Here is a 20,301-nt window from a genome sequence, read left to right on the forward strand (position 1 = left end):
CCGTCCGGCCACCGGGCGCCGGACGGCCTGTAACGTCCGTCACCCCCGGCCGCACGGGGGCGGCGGCCGGGGGTGACGGGGGACACGGGGAACGCGCGGTCAGCCGGAGCGGCGCAGCAGCGAGATCCGCGAGCGGGTGAGCAGCGCGGCCAGCCCCACCGCGAGCAGCGGCAGGACGATCACGGTGACGCCGATGTCGAGCCACGGGAAGACGATCACGCTGTGGTCGGCCGTCTCCTCGGGGGACATCCCCGGGTAGGAGACGGACACGCCCTCCACCTTGCGCAGGGCCACCGCCGGCACCACCCCGGCGACCACGCCGAGCAGGGTGCCCATCGCGGCGATCACCCCGCACTGGAAGCCGGAGAGGCTCCGGCGGATCCGCGGCGCGGCGCCGACCGCCGCGAGGGTGGTCAGGTCGCGCTGCGAGTCGGCGGCGGCGAGCCCGGTGGCGATGCCGGCGGCGCCGAGCGCGACCAGGGCGGCGAAGCCCGTCAGACCGAGGCTGACCAGGTCGTCGTTGGACTGGAAGCCGCGCTCGACCCCGAACTGGGTGCCGTCGGCGAGCTTGTCGATCGCCGCCGTCGCCTTCTGCTCGGCGCTGTCGGACGGCGCCTTGGCGGGCAGCCAGACCGAACCGGCGTCATGGGTGCCCAGCCCGAGCCGGCCGGCGGTCTCCGGGCTCACCAGCGCCTGGCCACCGGTCGGGACGACGGCGCGGAACAGCACCGCGTCGACGGCGATCTCGTGGCTGGGCGCGTCGTGCACGGGCGAGGCGTTCAGCTTGTTCGACTGCTCCTCGGCCGGCTCCGTCACGCTCACGACGAGCTTGCCGTCCTTGACGTAGTCGGCGTCGAACACGACGGCCTTGCCGGCGGCCAGCGCCTGGCCGGCGGCCGGGTCGTCCACACCGAACAGGTTGCGCAGCAGGGTGGCGTCCCCGGCGGCCACCATGCTGAACGGGTTGACCCGGTAGGAGTGGTTCGCCCTGCAGCGCGCGTCCTCCTTGCGGAGCCGTTCGGCCTCGGCCGGGGCGATGGCCTCGCTGCCCTTGTCGAACAGCGGGCAGCGCAGCTCCTTCGGCAGCTCGGTGGTGACGTAGCCGCAGTTGCCGTGCGTCCGGTCGCAGTCGCCCTTGAGGCCGACCTCCTGCACGTCGGCGCGCCGGCCGAGGTCGGGGATGTTGCTCTCGACGGCGCCGCGCAGCTGGGGCAGCAGCTTCCCGTCGGCGGCCGAGCCCCAGCCGCTGCTCACCGTGACCGCGCCGGCCGGCGCGGCGGCGACGTACTCCCGGCGGTGCTCCTCATGGCTGCTGGCGGTGTAGATGCCGACGGCGACCGAGCCGGCGACGGCGGCCATCACCGCCGCGACGGCGGGGGCGGTGCGTCCGCGGTGGCGGACCGAGTCGCGCAGCGCGAGCCGGGGGCCGAGCGGCAGCCAGCGGCCGATCCGCCCGAACAGGCCGACCAGGTAGGGCGTCAGGGCGACCATGCCGAGTTCGGCGATCATCGAGCCGCCGAGCACGGCCGTACTGCGGTTGCCGAAGCCGCTGGTCGCGCCGAGCAGGGCGAGCGCGGCGCCGCCGGCCACCATCAGCAGGCCGAGCAGCGCGAGCTTGCGGCTCGGCGGCTTGAGCGAGTCGCGGCCGGTCAGCGCGGCGACGACGTCCTGCCGGGAGGCCTGGACGGCCGGGACGACGGCCGCGAGCAGACCGGTGACCAGGCCGATGCCCAGGACGCCGAGCAGGTCGAGCGGCTGGAGGTCGAAGTGGCCGAACCGCTCGCCGGCGTAGTTCTCGGCCTGGGTGCGCAGCACCGCGACCAGGCCGACGCCGACGGCCAGACCGAGGGCGGCGCCGGTGACTCCGAGCACGACCCCGCCGCCGAGGACGACCGCGCGGACGTCGGCCCGGTTACCGCCGCCGGCGGCGAGCAGCCCGAGCTGGCGCCGGGAGCGCCTGGCCCCGACGGCGAAGGCGGGGCCCGCGAGGAGCACGATCTCCAGCAGCGCCATGCCGACCACGGTGGCGAGGATGACGACGGAGGTCCGGTCGAGGTAGGGGGTACCGCCGCTGCTCTGGCCCTTCTGGGCGTAGAGCGGCACCTCGGAACGGGCCGGCGGGTCGAGCAGCACGCTGCGGGAGGCGACGGTGAAGCCGTACTTGTTGAACTCGGTCACCTTGGGCCAGTCGATCGCGGCCCCGGCCGGGAGCTTGACCAGCCAGCGGGCGCTCTCCCCCAGCGCGGAGCGGCCGAGGCCCTTGTCGGCGCCGGGCAGCTTCATCAGCGGGTCGACCAGCGCGCCGGGGCGGGCGATCAACCCGGTGGTCCGCAGGTCGCCGGGGTACTCGGCGACGGCCGTGATGGTGAAGGGGGTGGCCTCCAGACCGCGCGGGGAGGTGCGGTCGCCGATCCTGAGGCCGGAGCGGTCGAGGAAGTCCCGGGTGACGGCGACCTCGTGGCCGGCGCTCGGGGCGCGGCCCTCGACCACGTCGATCCGGCCCTTCCAGACCGGGTCGTTCAGGTCGGCCTCGGCGGTCCGCACGCTGAGCAGGCCCTGCACGGTGCTGGTGGGGACGAACGGGCCCTCGCGCAGCGGGACGAGCGTGGTGCCGGCCGGGACCAGCTGCTTGACCAGTTCGGCCGGCTCGGTGTCGAGGCTGCGGCGCTGCTCGGGCGTGTACTGGGGCCGGCCGTTCTCCACCTTGGCCTCGTCGGCGCCGGTGAGGTCGAAGGGCTGGTCCGGGTCCGGTGCCTGCAGGATGATCGAGCCGCGGTCGACCATGTGGATCTCGGCGTCGGACTGGCCCATGGTGCGGACGATCCGCTCGACGGGGTCGAGTTCGGCGCTGCGGAAGAACACGTCGGCGCCGGTGACGCCGAGCACGGGCAGCGCGACCATGGCGACCACGAGCGCGCTGCGGCCCTTGGCGCGCAGCGCGTCCCGTCGGGCGATCCGCAGGGCGACCCGCCAGGCGCTGAACCTCACTGCGCCACCGGGCCCTTCGCGTTGGTGGCCGCGGAGACCAGCAGGGTGCCGGCGTCCTGGCTGATGCTCTCGTCGACCATGCGGCCGTCGCGGAGGAAGACCACGCGGTCGGCCCAGGCGGCGTGCCGGGCCTCGTGGGTGACCATCATCGCGGCGGCGCCGGCGTCGCAGCGGGCGCGCAGCACGGCGAGGACGGACTCTCCGGTGGTGGAGTCGAGGGCGCCGGTGGGCTCGTCGGCGAGGACGAGCCGGCGGTCGCCGATCAGCGCGCGGGCGATGGCGACGCGCTGCTGCTGCCCGCCGGACATGTCGTCGGGGAAGCGGTCGGCGAGCTCGGGGATGCCGAGCTCCTCCAGCGCGGTCATCGCCTCGCGGCGGGCGGCGCGGCCGGAGAGACCGTCGAGCTCGCGCGGCAGCGAGACGTTCTCGGCCGCGGTGAGGGCCGGGATCAGGTTGTAGTCCTGGAACACGTAGCCGACCGAACGGCGGCGGACCTCGGCCAGCTTCTTGCGGTTGAGGCCGCCCAGGGCGGTGCCCTCGACCAGGACCCGACCGCTGCTCGGGGTGTCCAGCCCCCCGGCGAGCGTCAGTAGGGTCGACTTGCCGGAGCCGGAGGGCCCCATCACGGCGACGAACTCGCCGGGGTGCACCCGGAGGTCCACCCCGCGGAGCGCGTGCACCTCGGCCGCGCCCTGGCCGTGCACCCGGGTGACGTTGTCCAGGTGCAGCACCGGTTCGGTGCCGAGCCTGCTCGGATCGGTGTGGATCACACTTCCCCCTGCTGTTCTGGGCCCGGGGTCGCGGATGGCGGCCGGGCCGTGGTTCGTGAAGTCCGTACGGGGTTCAGGCCCGGGTGCGGCGCCGCCCGCGCCGGACGACCTCGGGCTCGGCGGCGCGGGCCTCGGCGGCCCGGGCCTGTTCGATCTCGGCGTGCTGGGCGAGGCGGGTCTCGCAGTGGTCGAGCCAGCGGATCTCGGCCTCGGTCTGGAAGATCAGCTGTTCGAGGACGAGCAGCCAGGCGAGGTCGGCGCCGGGGGCGGCCGACGGGCCGGCGCCGCCGGGGCGGGCCTCGCCGGTCAGCGCGCGGGCCTTGAGCCGGGTGTAGTCCTGGAGCGCCTTGATGCTGTGGCGGCGCTGGCCCTGGACGACGGCGGGCACGTCCACCCCGGGGACGGTGACCGCCATGGCCAGCTTGATCGCCAGCTCGTCGCGCGGCGGGCTGGTCCGCGGCACCGGGGTGTCGAACCAGGTGCGCAGCTCCGCGCGTCCTGCTTCGGTGACCGCGTAGAACTGGTGCCCCTCCTCGTCCTCCCCCGCGGGCTCGACCAGGCCGTCGCGTTCCAGGCGGGACAGAGTGGTGTAGACCTGGCCGACGTTGAGCGGCCAGGTGGCACCGGTGCGCGCCTCGAACTCGGTACGCAGCTGGTAGCCGTAGCGCGGGCCCTGGTCGAGCAGGGCGAGCAGACCGTGACGGATGGACATACCGAGTATGTATACCCGGTATGCCCGGCGGGCTCAAGCGGCGCCCCCTCCCGGCGAGCGGGTACCGTCGTGCGGTGTGAGCCAGTTGCGCATCGCCACCTTCAATCTGTTGCACGGTCAGCCGCTCGCCCCGGACGGTGCTCCGCGGCCCTACCCCGCCGACGCCGGTGGACCGTTGGCGGAGGCGGTGGCCGCGCTGGACGCCGACGTGCTCGCCCTCCAGGAGGTGGACCGCTACCAGGCCCGCTCCGGCGGCACCGACCAGGCCGCCGTCGCCGCCAAGGCGATGGGCGCCGCGGACTGGCGGTTCGCCGCCGCGCTGCACGGGCGCCCGGCGCCGGTCGCGGGCTGGGTGCCGGAGCCCGCCGTCCCCGCCGGACTCCAGGTGTACGGGCCGAACGAGGTCGGCGACGACGCGCCGCCGTCGTACGGCACCGCACTGCTGACCCGGCTGCCGGTGCGGCACTGGCGGGCCCGGCGGTTCGCCCCGGCCCCGTTCGGGCTGCCGCTGCGGGTGGCCGGCCGGCGCGGGCTCACGCCCGTCCCGGACGAGCCGCGGGCCGCGCTGGCGGCCGTACTGGAGGGCGAGCACGGGCCGTTCACCGTGGTGGCGGCGCACCTGTCGTTCGTGCCGGGCTGGAACATGGCGCAGCTGGCGGGGATCCGGCGCTGGATCGCCGACCTGCCGCAGCCCTATTTGGTCCTGGGGGACTTCAACCTGATCGGCGCGGTGCCCCGGACGGTGCTGGGCGGGGCCACCGCGCTGGACCGGACGGCGCCCCGCGCGCGGGTGCGCGAACTGCGGGCGGCCCGGCGGGCCCGGCCGGCCCTGGTCGAGCCGCGCCGGCGGCGGGTGCGCGAGCCCCGGGCGCGGCTCCAGGGCTGGTACGACCTGGCCCGCACGCCCACCTACCCCTCGCACCGGCCGGCCGTGCAGTTCGACCACGTGCTCGCGATGGGCGTGCCGCGCACCGCGGTCGGCCCGGCGGCCGCCCCGCGGGCGGTGGTCTCGGACCACCGCCCGCTGGTGGTGGAGGTCGGCCTCTAGGCGGTCCGGCCGGCCGCCCGGTGCCGGGCGGTCAGCTCCGGGGGTGCGTCAGCTGCCCGTTCTGGTGCGGCAGGTGCGGCTCCGGCCCGAGCGGGTCGTACTGGAGCAGCAGCATCGCCGCGTCGTCGCCGAGCTGGCGGCCGACGTGGCGGACCACGTCCTGGTGCAGGCGTCGCAGGACGTCCACCGGGTGGCCGTCCGCGCAGTGCGGCAGCCGCTCGGCGAGCGGGTAGAAGACGCCGGCCCGGTCCCGGGCCTCGATGACTCCGTCGGTGAACAGCAGGACGCGGTCCCCCTGCCGCAGCGGGACCTCGTGCACCGGCGGCCGGACGTCGACCGGGTCGAGGACGCCGAGCGGGGGCACCGTCTCGGCGAGCTCCAGCGGCCGGACCGGCTCGGTGCCCCGCAGCAGCAGCGGCGACGGGTGGCCGCAGTTGACGATCTCGGCGGTGCCGTCGGGCCGGACCCCGATCAGCACCAGGGTGACGAACTCCTCCTCCACCCCGGGGTGCTCGTTCTCGTGCAGGGCCCGGTCGAGGCTCACCGCGAGCCAGCCCGCCACCCGGTCCAGCGCGGGCTCCTGGTGGGCGGCCTCCCGGAAGGCGCCGAGCACGGCGGCGGCGGTCTCCACCGCACCGAGCCCCTTGCCCCGGACGTCGCCGACCACGGCCCGGACCCCGTGCCGGGTGTTGACCACCTCGTAGAGGTCGCCGCCGATCCTGGCGTGCGCGGCGGCGGCCTCGTAGTGGACGGCGGCCCGGACGGTGCCGACCCGCTCGGGGACCGGCCGCAGCAGCACCCGGCGGGCGATCGAGGCGACCAGCTGGGCGTCGGCCAGCGCCTTCTCCTGGCGCAGCCGCAGGGTGGCGCTGACCCAGCCGATCGCGGCGACCAGCACCACGGCGAAGACGGTGGCGCTGTGCACGGACTCGCCGAGCGAGTCGCTGCTGGCGGCCATCAGGAAGGCCACGGCCTCGGTGCAGAGGCCGATGGCGAGCGGGTACCAGGTACGCCGGCTGACCACGGCGGCCAGCGCGGGCACGGCGGTGAGGGCCGGCTCGACCGTCACCTCGGTGTTGCTGACATAGTCGAGGGCCACGACCAGCGCCATGCCGATGAACGGCAGCGCGAGCGCCGTCCTCGGCCAGGTGCCCGTCGAGCCCGGAGCGGTCCCCGGGGCCGGCCCGGCGAACCGCTCTCTCATCCATCCGGTCGCGCTCAACTTCGGTCTCTCCAGCAGAAGACGCCGGTGCCCCGTGGGCACCCGCGGTGATGACTGAGGGTTGGGGAATGCGGGCCTCGCTGGCGGCCGGAGCACAGGGGTTGACCGGTTACCGACCCCACAATAGGCACGAAACGTGCACTACGCACAGGTTTCGCCCGCTGCCGTGATGACTTGAATGCTCTGCGTGACTCATTCTTCACTGTTCCCGATCAGGAGCCGTTCCAACTCTTTTCGGTCGGGAAGTCCTGCGGGTTGTTCGATCCGACCGCTGCGGACGTACAGGAAGGACGCCGTGACCTGCTCCGGCGGAACTCCCAACTGTTCGGCCCAGGCGACCCGGTAGACCGCGAGCTGGAGCGGATCGGCGGTCTCCTCGCGGTGCGTCTTCCAGTCCACCACTTCGTAGCGTGACGCGCCGCCGAATTCCGACCGGCCGTCATCTTCCCGGTAGACCGCATCGATCCGGCCGCGCACCACCCGGCCCGCCAGCACCAACTGGAACGGCGCCTCGACCCGGTAGGGCGTCCGGTTCGCGTAGGGCGTGCGCAGGAACGCCTCCTTGAGCCGCTCCAGGTCCTGCTCGTCCTCGACGCCGTCGTCGTCCGCGCCCGGCAGCGCGCCCGGCTCGATCAGCAGCAGCGGCTCGATCCGGGACTGCACCCAGGCGTGGAACCGGGTGCCCCGGCGGGCGGCCGGCTGCGGCGGCCGGGGCATCGGGCGGGCCAGGTCGTGCGCGAAGCCGTCCGGATCGGCGGCCAGCCGCTGGAGCTGGGTGGCGGACAGCGCGGCGGGCAGCGGCACCTCCCGGACGCTGCGCCGGGACCGCTCCAACTCGCCGACCAGCGCGGTGAGGTCGCGGTCCCAGGACTCGACCTGGCGGCGGTCCTCGGCGGCCATCGGCTCCGGTTCGGGGGCGGGCAGGCCGGCGAGGCGGCGGTGCACCACCTCGGCGACCCGGCGGCGGGCGTGCTGGGCCGCCGGATCCAGCGGCAGCGGCCAGGGCCGCTCGACGGGCGCGGCCAGCGCCGGGTTCTCGGCACCCTTGGGCGGCTGCTCGGCCCAGTGTTCGAGCTCGCCCGCGCCGGGCCGCTCGCAGTGCGTCCGCAGCCGCTCCAGGAAGTCGGACGGGCCGCGCACGGTCTTCTGGCTGGGGCCCCACCAGTGCCCGGAGGCCAGCAGCAGCGACCGCGGCCGGGTGAAGGCGACGTAGCCGAGGCGCAGTTCCTCGGTGCCCGAGTGCTCGGCGAGCGCCGCCTTGAAGGCGGCCATCGACTTGCTGTTCCACCCGCCGCGCACATCGGGCAGGGTGGCCGCGTCGCCGCGCAGGGCGTGCGGCAGCACCCGCTTGACGCTGGTCCAGCGCTCGCGCGTGGTCGAGGACGGGAAGGCGCCCCGGACCAGTCCGGGAACGGCCACGACGTCCCACTCCAGGCCCTTGGACTTGTGCGCGGTGAGGACCTTCACGGTGTCCTCCCCGCCGGGCAGGCTGCTGTCCAGCCCGCGCTCGTACTCCTGGGCGGCGCGCAGGAAGCCGAGGAAGGCCGACAGGCCCGGGTCGCCGTCCAGGTCCGCGAAGCCGGCCGCGACGTCCAGGAAGGCGTGCAGGGTCTCCCGGCGGCGGGCGGCCAGGGCCTGGGGGGAGGCCGCGAGTTCGACCTCCAGGCCGGTGACCGCGAGCACCCGGTGCAGCACGTCCATCAGCGGCTCGGCGAGCGAGCGGCGCAGCTCGCGCAGCTCCCGGGCGAGCCGGGCGAAGCGCGGCCTGGCCTCCGCGGAGAACGGCAGCTCGTCGGACCGGTCGCCGTCCCCGCCGGACGCCGGGTCCAGGAAGGTCTCCAGCGCGTCGGCCAGCGAGACCACCTCGGTCGGATCGGCCTCGGCGACGGCCGCGGCCAGCGCCTCGACGCCCTCCGGCCGGGCGGTGCGCACCAGTTCGGCGGCCCGCCGGCCGAGCAGGGCGAGGTCGCGCGGGCCGATCCGCCAGCGCGGGCCGATCAGCAGCCGGACCAGCGCCGCGTTGGCGGTCGGGTCCTGCAGCACCTCGCAGGTGGCCACCAGGTCGGCCACCTCGGGCAGTTGCAGCAGGCCGCCGAGTCCGACCACCTCGACCGGCACCTCCCGGGCGACCAGCGCCGCGTGGATGTCGGGGAAGGCCGCGCCGCCCCGGCAGAGCACGGCGATCCGGCCCGGGGCGGTGCCGGTGCGGACCAGGTGGGCGATCGAGTCGGCCAGCCAGTCGATCTCCTGCGCGTGGGTGGGCAGCAGCGCGGCCCGGACGTAGCCCTCCTGCTCGGCGCCGGGAGCCGGGCGCAGCGCCTCGACGCCCTCGTGCATCGCGCGCAGCGGTTCGGCCAGCTCGTTGGCGAAGGCGAGCAGCCGCCCGCCGCTGCGGCGGTTCTCGCTGAGCGAGTACCGGGCCGCCCCGGAGCCGTCGGCCTTCGGGAAGTGCCGGGGGAAGTCGTCCAGGTTGGCGACCGAGGCGCCGCGCCAGCCGTAGATCGCCTGGCAGGGGTCGCCGACGGCGGTGACGGGGTGGCCGGTGCCCCGCCCCTCGGGGCCGGCGCCGTACAGGCCGGCCAGCATCAGCCGCTGCGCGACCGAGGTGTCCTGGTACTCGTCGAGCAGGACCACCCGGTACTGGGCCCGGAGCAGCTCGCCGACCTCGGGGCGCTGCTGCGCGAGCCGGGCGGCGGCGGCTATCTGGTCGCCGAAGTCCATCAGCCCGGCCGCGGCCTTGCGCCGCCGGTACTCCTCGACCAGGCGCAGCAGCTCCAGCCGGGCCCGCGCGGTGACCGGCACGGCCCGCAGGTCGTCGTTGCCGAGCCGGACGGTGGCGAGGGTGTCGAGCAGCTCCTCGTCGAAGGCGCGCAGCGCGTCCGGCTCGACCAGGTGCTCGGCGAGCTCGCCGTCCAGCGCGGTCAGGTCGGCGACCAGGTTGCTGAAGGTCCCGGTGAGCGCCGGGAAGGGACCGCGCGCGGTGCGCAGCACCTTGGCGGCGAGCTGGAAGCGGGTGGCGTCGGCGAGCAGCCGGACGTCCGGCTCGATGCCGATCCGCAGGCCGTGCTCCTTGAGCAGGCGGCCGGCGAAGGCGTGGTAGGTGGAGATCTCCGGCTCGCCGAGCGCCTCCTCGTCCGGTTCGGCCACGCCGCCGAGCCGCAGGGCCGCGCGGACGCGTTCGGCGAGCTCCCCGGCGGCCTTGTTGGTGAAGGTGAGGCCGAGCACCTCCTCCGGGCGGACGGCCCCGGACCCGACCAGCCAGACCACCCGGGCGGCCATCACCGTGGTCTTCCCGGAGCCCGCCCCGGCGACGATCACGGCCGGCTCCAGCGGGGCGCCGATGGCCGCCATCTGCTCCCGGTTGAACGGGATGCCCAGCAGCTCCTTGAGCTGGTCGGGGTGGCTGAGCGCGGCGGTCACCCCGCAACGTTAACGGGCACCGCCGACAGTCCGGGCCCCTCGCCCGGCCCGCTGTGGCCACCCCCACACCGCGGCGCTCACTCCACCACCTGGGCGCCGTCACGCTGGGCCGAGCAGCTGCGACGGAAGGTGCAGCGGTCGCAGCCGCCGCCGGTCCGCGGCACGAAGCGCTCGGCGAGGACCCGCCCGGCGGCGTCGGCCAGCAGGTTCTCGATCCACGGCTCGCCGTCCGGCGGGTCCTGGCGCTGCACCTTGGGCGCCTCCGGGGCGCCCTTGTCGGGCTTGCGCAGCTGCACCAGCTCGGCCCCGCCGGAGTCGGGGACGCGGCCCTCGAACCCGGGCAGCTCGTTGAGCGCCCCGGCCCGGACGGCGAGCTGGTAGACCGCGAGCTGCTTGTGCTCGGGCAGCGACTTGTCGGTCGGCGCCTCCTTGCCGGTCTTGAAGTCCACCACGTAGGCCCGCCCGGCGTCGTCCTTCTCCACCCGGTCCATCGAGCCGCGGATCCGCACCGAGACGCCGCCGACGTCCAGCGTGACGTCGAAGCCGTGCTCGGTGGCGACCACGTCGCGGCCGCGCTGCAGGACGTGCCAGTTCAGGAAGCGCTCCAGGGCGGCCCGGGCCTCGGTCTTCTCCTGCTGGGACTTCCAGGGCGCGTCGAAGGCCAGCGCGTCCCAGACCGTGTCCAGCCGCTCCATCAGCACGGCGAGGTCGGCGGGGGTACGGCCGGAGCCGACCTCGTCGGCGAGGGCGTGCACCACGTTGCCGAAGCCCTGAGCGGCCGAACCGGCGCCGCGCGCCTTGACCTCCTTGTCCAGGAACCACTGCAGCGAGCAGTTCTCCAGCTGCTCCAGGCCGCTGCCGGAGAGCCGGACCGGCAGATCGGCGCTGCGCAGCGGCTCGGGGGCGGCGGTGGGGTCGTCCAGGCCCCACCAGCGGTCCGGGTGGGCGGCCGGCACCAGCGGCAGGCCGTCCTCGTCGGCGGCCAGCGCCAGGGTGGCGAGCCGCTCGGCGGCGGCGCGGCGCAGCTCGGGCGACCGGGCCGGGTCGACGGTGACCGCGCGCAGCTCGGCGACCAGCGCGGGGACGGACAGCGGGCGGCGCGGGCGGTGGGTGACGTCCTCGACGGTGACCGGCGGGGTCCGGCGCAGCACCTTGCCGGTCCGCGGGTCGACGTCCTCGCGGTAGAGCTCGCGCAGGAAGCGGGACGGCTCGTCGCCGTCGTCGGCGGGGGCCTTGACGGCGGTGACGATCAGCCGCTCCTTGGCGCGGGTGGCGGCCACGTAGAAGAGCCGGCGCTCCTCGCCGAGCAGGGCGGCCGGGGAGAGCGGCTCGGCGAGGCCGTCGCGGCCGATCCGGTCGGCCTCCAGCAGCGAGCCGCGGCGGCGCAGGTCGGGCCAGAGGCCGTCCTGGACGCCGGCCACCACGACCACCCGCCACTCCAGGCCCTTGGAGCGGTGCGCGGTCATCAGCCGGACGGCGTCCGGGCGGACGGCCCGCACGGTGAGGGTGTCGGCCGCGATGTCCTGGGCCTCCAGCTCGGCGAGCAGGTCGAGGGCACTGCGGTGGCCGGTGACCTGCTCCTCGGCGCGGGCGGCGGTCTCGAACAGGGCGCAGAGCGCGTCGAGGTCCCGGTCGGCGTTGCGGCCGGCCGCGCCGCCGCGCAGCGCCGCCCGCTCCAGGCGCTCGCGCCAGCGCCGGCTGCCGTCCCAGAGCTCCCAGAGCGCGTCCTCCGCGGTGCAGCCGCCGGCCAGCCGCTCGCGGACCTTGCGCAGCAGGGTGCCGAGGTCGCGGGCGCGCCGGGCGTGCGAGGGGTCGAGAGCGATCAGCCGCTCGGGCTCGGCGAGGGCCTCGCGGATCAGCTCCTCGGCCGCGCGGGGCACCGCCGCCGCCCGGCCGTCGGCGCGCAGCGCGGCGCGCTCCTCCTCGCGCAGGGCGCGGCCGAGGCGGCGCAGGTCGGAGCCGTCCAGGCCGCCGAGGGGGCCGGTGAGCAGGGTGTGCGCGAGCTCGGTGGTGAGCGGGTCGGGGCCGGCGGCGCGGTCGTGCTTGTCCCGGGCGGCCTGCTCGGCGCAGACCCGCAGGGCGAGCAGCAGCTGGGCGACGGCGGGTTCCTCGCGCAGCGGCAGGTCGTCACCGTCGATCTCCAGCGGGACGCCGGCCGCGCCGAGCGCCCGCCGCACCCCGGGGATGGACCGGCCGCCGGCCCGGACCAGGACGGCCATCTCGCCCCACGGCACGCCGTCCTCCAGGTGGGCGCGGCGCAGCAGGTCGGCGATCGAGTCCAGCTCGGTGCCCGGGGTCGGGTAGGTGTACACCTCGACCCGGCCGCCCTCGCGGGACGGCAGCAGGGCCCGGTGCTGGGCGAGCTTGTCGGCCGGCAGCCGGCCCATCGGCATCCGCCGGGCCAGCTCGCGGGAGGCGGCGAGCAGGACGGCGCCGGAGCGGCGGGAGACCCGCAGCACCTTGACCTCGGCCGGGCCGCCGCCGGCCTGCCGGAAGGTCTGCGGGAACTCCAGGATGCCGTTGATGTCGGCGCCGCGGAACGCGTAGATCGACTGGTCCGGATCCCCGACGGCGACCAGCTCCCGCCCGCCGCCGGCGAGCTGGCGCAGCAGCCGGACCTGCGAGGGGTCGGTGTCCTGGTACTCGTCGACGAAGACCACCTCGTACCGCTGCCGCAGCCGCTCGCCCACCTCGGGGCGCTCGGCCAGCAGCACCGCGCGGTGGACCAGCTCGGCGTAGTCGAGCACCCCGCGCAGGTCCAGGACGTCCAGGTAGTCGGCCAGGAAGTGGGCGGCGGCCGCCCAGTCGGGGCGCTGCACGCCCTCGGCGAACCGCCGCAGCTCGGCCTCGCCGAGGCCGAGCTCCCGGCTGCGGGCGAGCACGGCGCGGACCTCATCGGCGAAGCCTCGGGTGGTCAGGCAGGCCCGGAGGTCGAGCGGCCAGTCGATCCGGCCCCGGCCCCCGCGGGCGTCCTCGGCGCCGCCGGCCAGCAGCTCGCGGACCATGACGTCCTGCTCGGGGCCGGAGAGCAGCCGCAGCGGCTCGGCGTAGTCCTGAGGGTCCTGGTGGGCCCGGAGCAGCGCGTAGCAGAAGGAGTGGAAGGTGGTGGCCTGCGGGGCGGGGGCGGAGGCCCCGAGCCGGCCGGACATCCGGTCGCGCAGTTCCATCGCGGCCTTGCGGCTGAAGGTCAGCACCAGGATCCGCTCGGGGTCGGTGCCGCGCTCGATCCGCCGGGCGACGGCCTCCACCAGCGTGGTGGTCTTGCCGGTCCCGGGCCCGGCGAGCACCAGCAGCGGGCCGCCCGCGTGCTCCACCACGGCGCGCTGGTAGTCGTCCAGCACGGGCGGGGCGGGGAGCGCGAGGGGGCTTCGCACCAGACGGTAGGGGGAGCTCACGGACGTCCTGGGGGTCGTGCTTCGGGCAACGGCGGACGGGCCCGCGGCGGGGCCCGTCCGTATCGAGCCTACGATCCTGCCCCGTCATTCCCGTCCTCGCACCCGGTTCGGCGCTACCGGCCGTCCCAGCGGGCCCGCTTCAGGTCGACCCGGGGCGGGTCGGCGAGTTCGCGCAGCGGGGTGCCCTCCTCGCCGTACCGGGCGAGGGCGCGGTGCTCGTGTCCGGGCAGGAACCGGCCGTCCGCGCGGACCACCCGCCACCAGGGCACCGAGCCGCCGTACAGCGCCATCACCCGGCCGACCTGGCGGGGGCCGCCCTGGCCGAGGTACTCGGCAACGTCCCCGTAGGTCATCACCCGGCCGGGTGGAATCCGCTCGGTCAGGTCGAGAACCAGTTCGGCGAAGGGCGGCAGGCCGCCCGGTCCGGCGTCGTCGGTAGCGTCCGTCACCTGCGGCATTCTTCCTCACCGGGCCCGGCGCGCGGCCTGGTGGGCATGATCCGCCGCGCCCGATCCGGCCCCTGTCCAGCACGGGGCGCCGCGGCATGCCACCATCTTCGGGGCGGTGAGTGGTGATACGAGGACAAGACCAGATGACCGGGACGGCTGACGTGGGCGAGGGCGAGGACTCCGACGAGTCTTCCGACACCATGCCCGCAAGCCCCGGTGGAGAGCCCGCCGCCACGCCGACACCCGAAGTCTCCCTGATCAAGGACCGGACGATCAAGACCCCGCAGCCGACCGAACCCGGAGCCGTCCCCGGGGCCGGGGCGCCCGGACCGGCCCCGGCCGGCGTCCCGGCCCAGCAGCCCGAGCCGCCCGCCGTCCCCGAGCCGTCCCCGGCGGCCGAGGAGCCGCCCCCGGTACCCGAGGAGCCCTTCCTGGTACCCGAGGGACAGGAGCGGCCGCAGGAGCACGCGGGGTACGAGGGGTACGACCCGCTGGACGACACCCCCTACCTGGACGTCGACGAACCGCTGCTCGCCGCCCGCGCGCACCGCCCGTCGGACCTGATCCGCTTCCTGGCCGGCGTCCTCGGCATAGTCGCCGTGTTCGTCCTGGCCGGGGTGGCGACCTCGACCACCACCGGCATCGAGCTGGACATCGCCTCCAACGCGCCGCGCTTCTCCCCGGTGCTCGCCACCATCACCGGCCTGGTCTCCAGCGTCGCGGTGCTCGCCGTCCCGCTCGCCTTCGCGGTCGAGCGCCTGATCAAACGCGACGGCCTGCGGGTCGCCGACGGCGTCCTCGCCTCGGTGCTCTCCTACGGCGTCTCGCTCGGCATCGACTGGTGGGTGGCCGAAGGCGCCTCCGAGCACATCCGGGACGCCCTCACCCGGCTGCCGATGGACAGCAACGGCACCCTCACCGACCCGGTGCACGGCTATCTGGCGCCGGTGATCGCCTACATGACCGCGGTCGGCATGTCGAGCCGGCCGCGCTGGCGGGTCGCCCTCTGGGTGGTGGTGGTCTTCAGCGGGCTCACCGAGCTGCTCGGCGGCTACACCACCCCGCTGTCCCTGCTGCTCACCGTGCTGATCGGCTGGTCCGTCGCGTACGGCACGCTGTACGCGATCGGCTCGCCCAACATCCGGCCCACCGGCCAGCACCTGATGATCGGCCTGCGCAAGGTCGGCTTCACCCCGGCCAGCGCCCACCGCGCCCCCGACGCCCCCGGCGGCACCCGCCGCTACTACGTCGGCCAGCAGAGCGGCCCGCCGCTGGACGTCCACATCATCGACCGCGAGCAGCAGGCCTCCGGCTTCTTCTACCGCGCCTGGCGGCGGCTGCGGCTGCGCTCGGTGGCCGTCCGCCGCAGCCCGCAGTCGCTGCGCCAGGCGCTGGAGCAGGAGGCGCTGATCGCCTACGCGGCCGCCGCCTCGGGCGCCCACTCGCCGCAGCTGGTGGCCACCTCCGAGCTGGGCCCGGACGCCGCGATCCTGGTCTACGAGAACGTCGAGGGCCGCATCCTGGACGACCTCTCGGACGAGGAGGTCACCGACCGGGTGATGGCCTCGCTCTGGGAGTCCGTCGCCGCCCTGCACGAGCGCCGGATCGCGCACCGCCGGCTGACCGGCGAGTCGCTGCTGGTGGTCGACGAGAAGGCGGCCTGCCTGGTCAACCTCTCCGGCGGCGACATCGCCGCCACCGATCTGACGCTGCGCATCGACGTCGCCCAGCTGCTCACCACCTTCGCCCTGCGGATCGGCCCGGAGCGGGCGGTCGCGACCGCCAACGCCGTCCTCGGCGCCGAGCGGGTCGCGCAGGCGCTGCCGCTGCTGCAGCCGGTCGGGTTGAGCCGCTCCACCAGGGTCGACCTGAAGAAGCTCACCAAGGAGCGCAAGACCGCCGCCCGGGCCCAGGCGCTGGAGCAGGTCGCCGCCGGCGAGCGCACCCAGCAGCAGGCCGAGGAGGACATCGCGCTCGCCGGGGAGGACCTGCTCAGCCGGATCCGCGGCCAGATCCTCCAGATCGCCCCCGAGGCGCCGACCGAGACGGCCAAGCTGGAGCGGCTGAAGCCGAAGAGCCTGATCATGGTGATCGCGCTCACCTTCGCCGCCTACCTCGCGCTGACCACCATCAAGCCGGCCCAGCTCAAGCTCTCCCAGATGGACTGGGCCTGGGCGGCCGTGGCGCTCGCCGCCGCCGCGTTCAGCTACGTCGCCGCCTCGATGAGCCTGACCGGCTTCGTCCCGGAGAAGCTGCCGTTCCGCCGCACCGTGGCGGCCCAGCTGGCCGGCTCCTTCGTCAAGCTGGTGGCGCCGGCCGCGATCGGCGGCATCGCGCTGAACACCCGCTACCTGCAGAAGGCCGGCATCCGCTCCGGGCAGGCGGTCGCCTCGGTCGGCGCCTCCCAGCTGGCCGGCCTGGCCGGGCACCTGCTGCTGCTGTTCAGCTTCGGCCTGATCACCGGCAGCCAGACCAACGGGGACCTCTCGGCCTCCCGCGCGGTGATCATCGGCGTGCTGACCGCCGCCGTGCTCGCCCTGGTGGTCGCGGCCGTCTCGCCGCTGCGGCGGTTCGTGCTGAACCGGCTGCGCTCGCTGTTCTTCGGCGTGGTGCCGCGGATGCTCGACCTGATGCAGACGCCCAGCAAGCTGGTCACCGGCTTCGGCGGGATCCTGCTGCTGACGCTCTCCTTCACCGCCTGCCTGGACGCCTCGGTGCAGGCCTTCGGCGGCAGCATCAGCTTCTCGGCGGTCGCGGTGGTCTTCCTGACCGCCAACGCGGCCGGCTCGGCCATCCCCACCCCCGGCGGCATCGGCCCGGTCGAGGTCGCCCTGATCGGTGCGCTCACCGTCGCCGACGTGCCCCCGACGATCGCCACCCCGGCGGTCTTCCTCTACCGGGCGCTCACCTTCTGGCTGCCCGTCCTGCCCGGCTGGATCTCCTACAACATGCTCCAGCGCAAGGGCGCCCTGTAGGGCTCCCGGTACGCGGGAAGGGCCCGCCGGATCGCTCCGGCGGGCCCTTCCGGCGTCTGCTAGTAGACCGGCTTGTGCGGCTCGACCTGGTTCACCCAGCCGAGCACGCCGCCGCCGAGGTGGACGGCGTTGGAGAACCCGGCCGCCTTCACCACGGCCAGCACCTCGGCCGAGCGGACGCCCGACTTGCAGTGCAGCACGATCTTCCGGTCCTGCGGCAGCGACTCCAGCGCGTTGCCCATCAGGAACTCGTTCTTCGGGATCAGCACCGCGCCGGGGATGTTGACGATCTCGTACTCGCCGGGCTCGCGGACGTCGATCAGGAAGATGTCCTCCTTGTCGTCCTGCCACTGCTTGAGCTGCTTCGAGGTGATCGTCGAACCGGCGGCGGCGGCCTGGGCCTCCTCCGACACGACGCCGCAGAAGGCCTCGTAGTCGATCAGCTCGGTGACCGTCGGGTTCTCGCCGCAGAGCGCGCAGTTCGGGTCCTTGCGGACCTTCACCTGGCGGTAGTTCATCTCCAGGGCGTCGTAGATCATCAGCCGGCCGACCAGCGGCTCGCCGACACCGGCCAGCAGCTTGATCGCCTCGGTGACCTGGATCGAGCCGATGGACGCGCAGAGCACGCCCAGCACGCCGCCCTCGGCGCAGGACGGGACCATGCCCGCCGGCGGGGCCTCGGGGTAGAGGCAGCGGTAGCACGGGCCGTGCTCGGCCCAGAACACGCTGGCCTGGCCGTCGAAGCGGTAGATCGAGCCCCACACGTAGGGCTTGCCGAGCAGCACCGCGGCGTCGTTCACCAGGTACCGGGTGGCGAAGTTGTCGGTCCCGTCGACGATCAGGTCGTAGCCGGAGAAGATCTCCATCACGTTGTCGTTGTCGAGGCGCTCCTCGTGGAGGATCACGTCCACGTAGGGGTTGATCTCCTTGACCGAGTCCCGCGCCGACTCGCCCTTGGAGCGGCCGATGTCCGACTGGCCGTGGATGATCTGCCGCTGCAGGTTGGACTCGTCCACCACGTCGAACTCGACGATGCCGAGCGTGCCCACGCCGGCGGCGGCGAGGTACATCAGCGCGGGCGAGCCCAGGCCGCCGGCGCCGACGCACAGCACCTTGGCGTTCTTCAGCCGCTTCTGCCCGGCCATGCCCACGTCGGGGATGATCAGGTGGCGGGAGTACCTGCGGACCTCGTCGACGGTGAGCTCGGCGGCCGGCTCGACCAGGGGTGGCAGCGACACGGGGACTCCGATGGTCGTCGGTTCAGGTGGCCAGGGGCCGACCTCTAGTGGCTTCACGCTCCGCCACCGCGGTGGCTCAGCTAGGCCAACAGTGTCATGCCGCCCCGGTATTCCGAGACAGTCCGTCCGACTGGCGAGACAGCCGGCCTCGGATGCTGGGACCGCCCGCCGGAGCCCCCCGGGGCGGCGGACGACGGGCGCCCGGGAGCGCCGCGGCCCGCCTCAGCGGGGCCGTCGCGCACCCGGGCACCACGGGCCGGCGGGTCAGACCCGGCAGGCCGTCTCCAGCCAGACGTCACCCAGCGACTCCTCCAGCGGCACCTGTGTCCGCCAGCCGAGACGGTCCCGGGCGGTCCGCACGTCCGCCTGGCGCCACGGCACCGGCTCGCCCGCCGGGCCCCGCCCCTCGGCCGGCCGTGCCTCCGCGGGCCGGTGGTACGGGCCGCCGTGCTGGCCCGCGTGCCGGTCGACGTGCCGGTCCGCGGGCCGGTCGACGTGCTCGACCGGCCCGCCGGCCTGCGCGGGGAGCAGGACCGGCCGGTTCTCCTCCACGATCGCCCCCTCGAAGCCCGAGGCCCGGACCAGCAGCTGGGCCGCCTCGCGGGCCCGGACGGCGTGCCCGCTGCCGATGTTGATCACCCCGGTGGCCGCCGACACCGCCGCCGCCTGGATCGCCCGGGCGACGTCCCGGACGTCGACGAAATCCCGGTATCCGGACAGGTCCGGCATCCGCACCTGCGACTCCTCGCGCTCCAGCGCCCGGCGCAGCCCCTCGGCGAGCCGCCCGAACAGCGAGGCCGTCGGCGCCCCCGGCCCCACCACGTCGAACACCCGGAGCACCGCCGCGTCCAGCCCGGAGGCCAGCACCAGCTCCGTCCCGGCGAGCTTGGAGACCCCGTACGGGCCGACCGGGCGCGGCTCGGCGCCCTCCGAGACCGGGACCCCGCCCGGCACCGGCCCGTACTCGGCCGCCGAGCCGACGTGCACCAGCCGGGCCGGCTCCCGGCTGCGCCGGATCGCCTCGCAGACCGTGGCGACGGCCAGCGTGTTCGCCCGGATCAGCGTCCGCGAGCTGCCGTAGGTGGCGCCCGCGCAGTTGATCACCACCTGGGGCGCGACCGCGTCCAGGAACCGGGCGAGCGCGCCCGGACTCCCGGTGGTCAGGTCGAAGCGGATGTCGGCCGAGTCGCGCCGGCCGAGCACCGTCACCTGCAACTCCTGGTCCACGAGCAGACGATCGGTGACCCGGCGGCCGATAAAGCCGTCGGCGCCCAGCAGCAGCACCCTCATCGGGGGTGTCCTTCCACGAAGCGAGGTCGGGTACGACCTGGCGGACAGAGTGAACAACGGGGAGGTCGAACGGTTCGGTGGGGCCGGGCTCAGCGGTGCGTGTCGGCCCGGTCGAGCACCGGCCAGGCGTACGCCAGCAGGGCGAGCGCGACCGCGCCGCCGCCGAGCAGCCAGGCCGTCGACGCGGAGCGGCCCAGGAGGAGCGGCGCCGCGACGGCGGCCGGCCCGGCGAGCGCGCCCAGCGCGGCGGCGGCGGTCCGGCCGGACCGGGCCAGCAGCGCGGGCAGCACCAGCAGCAGCCCGAGCACACCCTGCGCCGCCCATTGGGCGGGGTCGGCCCGCTCGGCCACCAGGTGCGGCAGTCCGCCGCCGGGGCCCGGCCCGGGCCGGGGCGCCACGGCCGTCAGCACCGCGAGGGCGGCGAAGGTGAGGACCGCGAGGACGGCCAGGTGCAGGGCGACGGCCACCGGCAGCACCGGCCGCATCCGGGCCCGGAACTCCGCGAGGGTGCCCGCCACGCGCAGGTGGCCGCGGGCGATGTGCCGGAACCACCGCGCCGCCCACTCGGCCGACCCGGCCGACAGCGCCGCGGCCAGCACCAGCGCGGCCGTCGCCCGGGTGTCCCCGGTGCCGGACGCCCCGAACCCGGCGCCGACCCCGGCCAGCGGGAGCAGCAGCAGGGCGGCCACCCCGCACCCGTGGCCCAGCCCGGCCGGCCGCAACCGCCGGGCCCGGGGGCCGGGGCCCCCGGCGGACGGTCCGAGCCCGGCGTCCGGCAGGTCGACGGCCGGGGC

11 protein-coding genes and 1 pseudogene are annotated in these 20,301 nt (G+C 75.3%); 2 read left to right on the forward strand and 10 right to left on the reverse strand.

All coding sequences use genetic code 11. The annotated features are described in order from the left end of the window. Positions 1–99: 99 nt before the first annotated feature. From ACFWA9_RS17670 to ACFWA9_RS17680, 3 genes are all read right to left on the reverse strand, one after another. Positions 100–2,988 (reverse strand): FtsX-like permease family protein, encoded by a 2,889-nt coding sequence (locus ACFWA9_RS17670; protein ID WP_380388092.1) that lies wholly within the window; start codon positions 2,986–2,988, stop codon positions 100–102. After that, complete coding sequence (locus tag ACFWA9_RS17675) at positions 2,985–3,758, reverse strand: ABC transporter ATP-binding protein (protein ID WP_329489500.1); 774 nt, start codon at positions 3,756–3,758, stop codon at positions 2,985–2,987. Before ACFWA9_RS17675 ends, ACFWA9_RS17670 begins: the two co-directional genes overlap by 4 nt. Before the next feature lie 73 nt (positions 3,759–3,831). Continuing rightward, positions 3,832–4,470 carry a PadR family transcriptional regulator gene (locus ACFWA9_RS17680; protein WP_329489499.1) on the reverse strand — a complete coding sequence of 213 codons (639 nt, stop codon included), beginning with the start codon at positions 4,468–4,470 and terminating at the stop codon, positions 3,832–3,834. Between the two features lie 76 nt (positions 4,471–4,546). On the opposite strand from ACFWA9_RS17680, the gene ACFWA9_RS17685 reads away from it, so the two are divergent. Beyond that, positions 4,547–5,518 carry an endonuclease/exonuclease/phosphatase family protein gene (locus ACFWA9_RS17685; protein WP_352295772.1) on the forward strand — a complete coding sequence of 324 codons (972 nt, stop codon included), beginning with the start codon at positions 4,547–4,549 and terminating at the stop codon, positions 5,516–5,518. 31 nt (positions 5,519–5,549) lie between these two features. Here the strand turns inward: ACFWA9_RS17685 and ACFWA9_RS17690 are convergent, their stop codons facing one another. From ACFWA9_RS17690 to ACFWA9_RS17705, 4 genes are all read right to left on the reverse strand, one after another. Next, a complete protein-coding gene (locus ACFWA9_RS17690) occupies positions 5,550–6,740 on the reverse strand; it encodes a PP2C family protein-serine/threonine phosphatase (RefSeq protein ID WP_329489497.1) in 1,191 nt (396 codons plus the stop codon). Between the two features lie 192 nt (positions 6,741–6,932). Then, complete coding sequence (locus tag ACFWA9_RS17695) at positions 6,933–10,160, reverse strand: UvrD-helicase domain-containing protein (protein WP_380388094.1); 3,228 nt, start codon at positions 10,158–10,160, stop codon at positions 6,933–6,935. A 77-nt stretch (positions 10,161–10,237) separates the two neighbouring features. Beyond that, the gene (locus ACFWA9_RS17700; protein ID WP_380388096.1) at positions 10,238–13,555 is read right to left on the reverse strand and encodes an ATP-dependent helicase; all 3,318 of its coding nucleotides are present in this window, start codon (positions 13,553–13,555) and stop codon (positions 10,238–10,240) included. A 113-nt stretch (positions 13,556–13,668) separates the two neighbouring features. Next, positions 13,669–14,013 carry an MGMT family protein gene (locus ACFWA9_RS17705; RefSeq protein WP_359803263.1) on the reverse strand — a complete coding sequence of 115 codons (345 nt, stop codon included), beginning with the start codon at positions 14,011–14,013 and terminating at the stop codon, positions 13,669–13,671. 134 nt (positions 14,014–14,147) lie between these two features. Here ACFWA9_RS17705 and ACFWA9_RS17710 point away from each other — a divergent pair, with 134 nt between their 5' ends. Beyond that, complete coding sequence (locus ACFWA9_RS17710) at positions 14,148–16,979, forward strand: lysylphosphatidylglycerol synthase transmembrane domain-containing protein (RefSeq protein ID WP_352295786.1); 2,832 nt, start codon at positions 14,148–14,150, stop codon at positions 16,977–16,979. Positions 16,980–17,038: 59 nt separating this feature from the next. Here ACFWA9_RS17710 and moeZ read toward each other — a convergent pair whose 3' ends face one another. From moeZ to ACFWA9_RS17725, 3 genes and pseudogenes are all read right to left on the reverse strand, one after another. After that, the gene (moeZ, locus tag ACFWA9_RS17715) at positions 17,039–18,217 is read right to left on the reverse strand and encodes an adenylyltransferase/sulfurtransferase MoeZ (RefSeq protein ID WP_329489492.1); all 1,179 of its coding nucleotides are present in this window, start codon (positions 18,215–18,217) and stop codon (positions 17,039–17,041) included. Positions 18,218–18,481: 264 nt separating this feature from the next. Beyond that, complete coding sequence (locus ACFWA9_RS17720) at positions 18,482–19,507, reverse strand: NAD-dependent epimerase/dehydratase family protein (protein WP_380388099.1); 1,026 nt, start codon at positions 19,505–19,507, stop codon at positions 18,482–18,484. An 89-nt stretch (positions 19,508–19,596) separates the two neighbouring features. Next, positions 19,597–20,301 (reverse strand): annotated as a pseudogene (locus tag ACFWA9_RS17725) (hypothetical protein); the annotation flags it as partial.

This window comes from Kitasatospora sp. NPDC059973 (assembly GCF_042737525.1).
Lineage (GTDB): Bacteria > Actinomycetota > Actinomycetes > Streptomycetales > Streptomycetaceae > Kitasatospora.

What these genes read in the sequence shown, in the direction of transcription:
- ACFWA9_RS17680 (WP_329489499.1), bottom strand. Translation starts at nt 4,470, where the DNA reads ATGTCCATCCGTCACGGTCTGCTCGCCCTGCTCGACCAGGGCCCGCGC.
- ACFWA9_RS17705 (WP_359803263.1), bottom strand. Translation starts at nt 14,013, where the DNA reads ATGCCGCAGGTGACGGACGCTACCGACGACGCCGGACCGGGCGGCCTG.
- ACFWA9_RS17710 (WP_352295786.1), top strand. Translation starts at nt 14,148, where the DNA reads ATGACCGGGACGGCTGACGTGGGCGAGGGCGAGGACTCCGACGAGTCT.
- ACFWA9_RS17720 (WP_380388099.1), bottom strand. Translation starts at nt 19,507, where the DNA reads ATGAGGGTGCTGCTGCTGGGCGCCGACGGCTTTATCGGCCGCCGGGTC.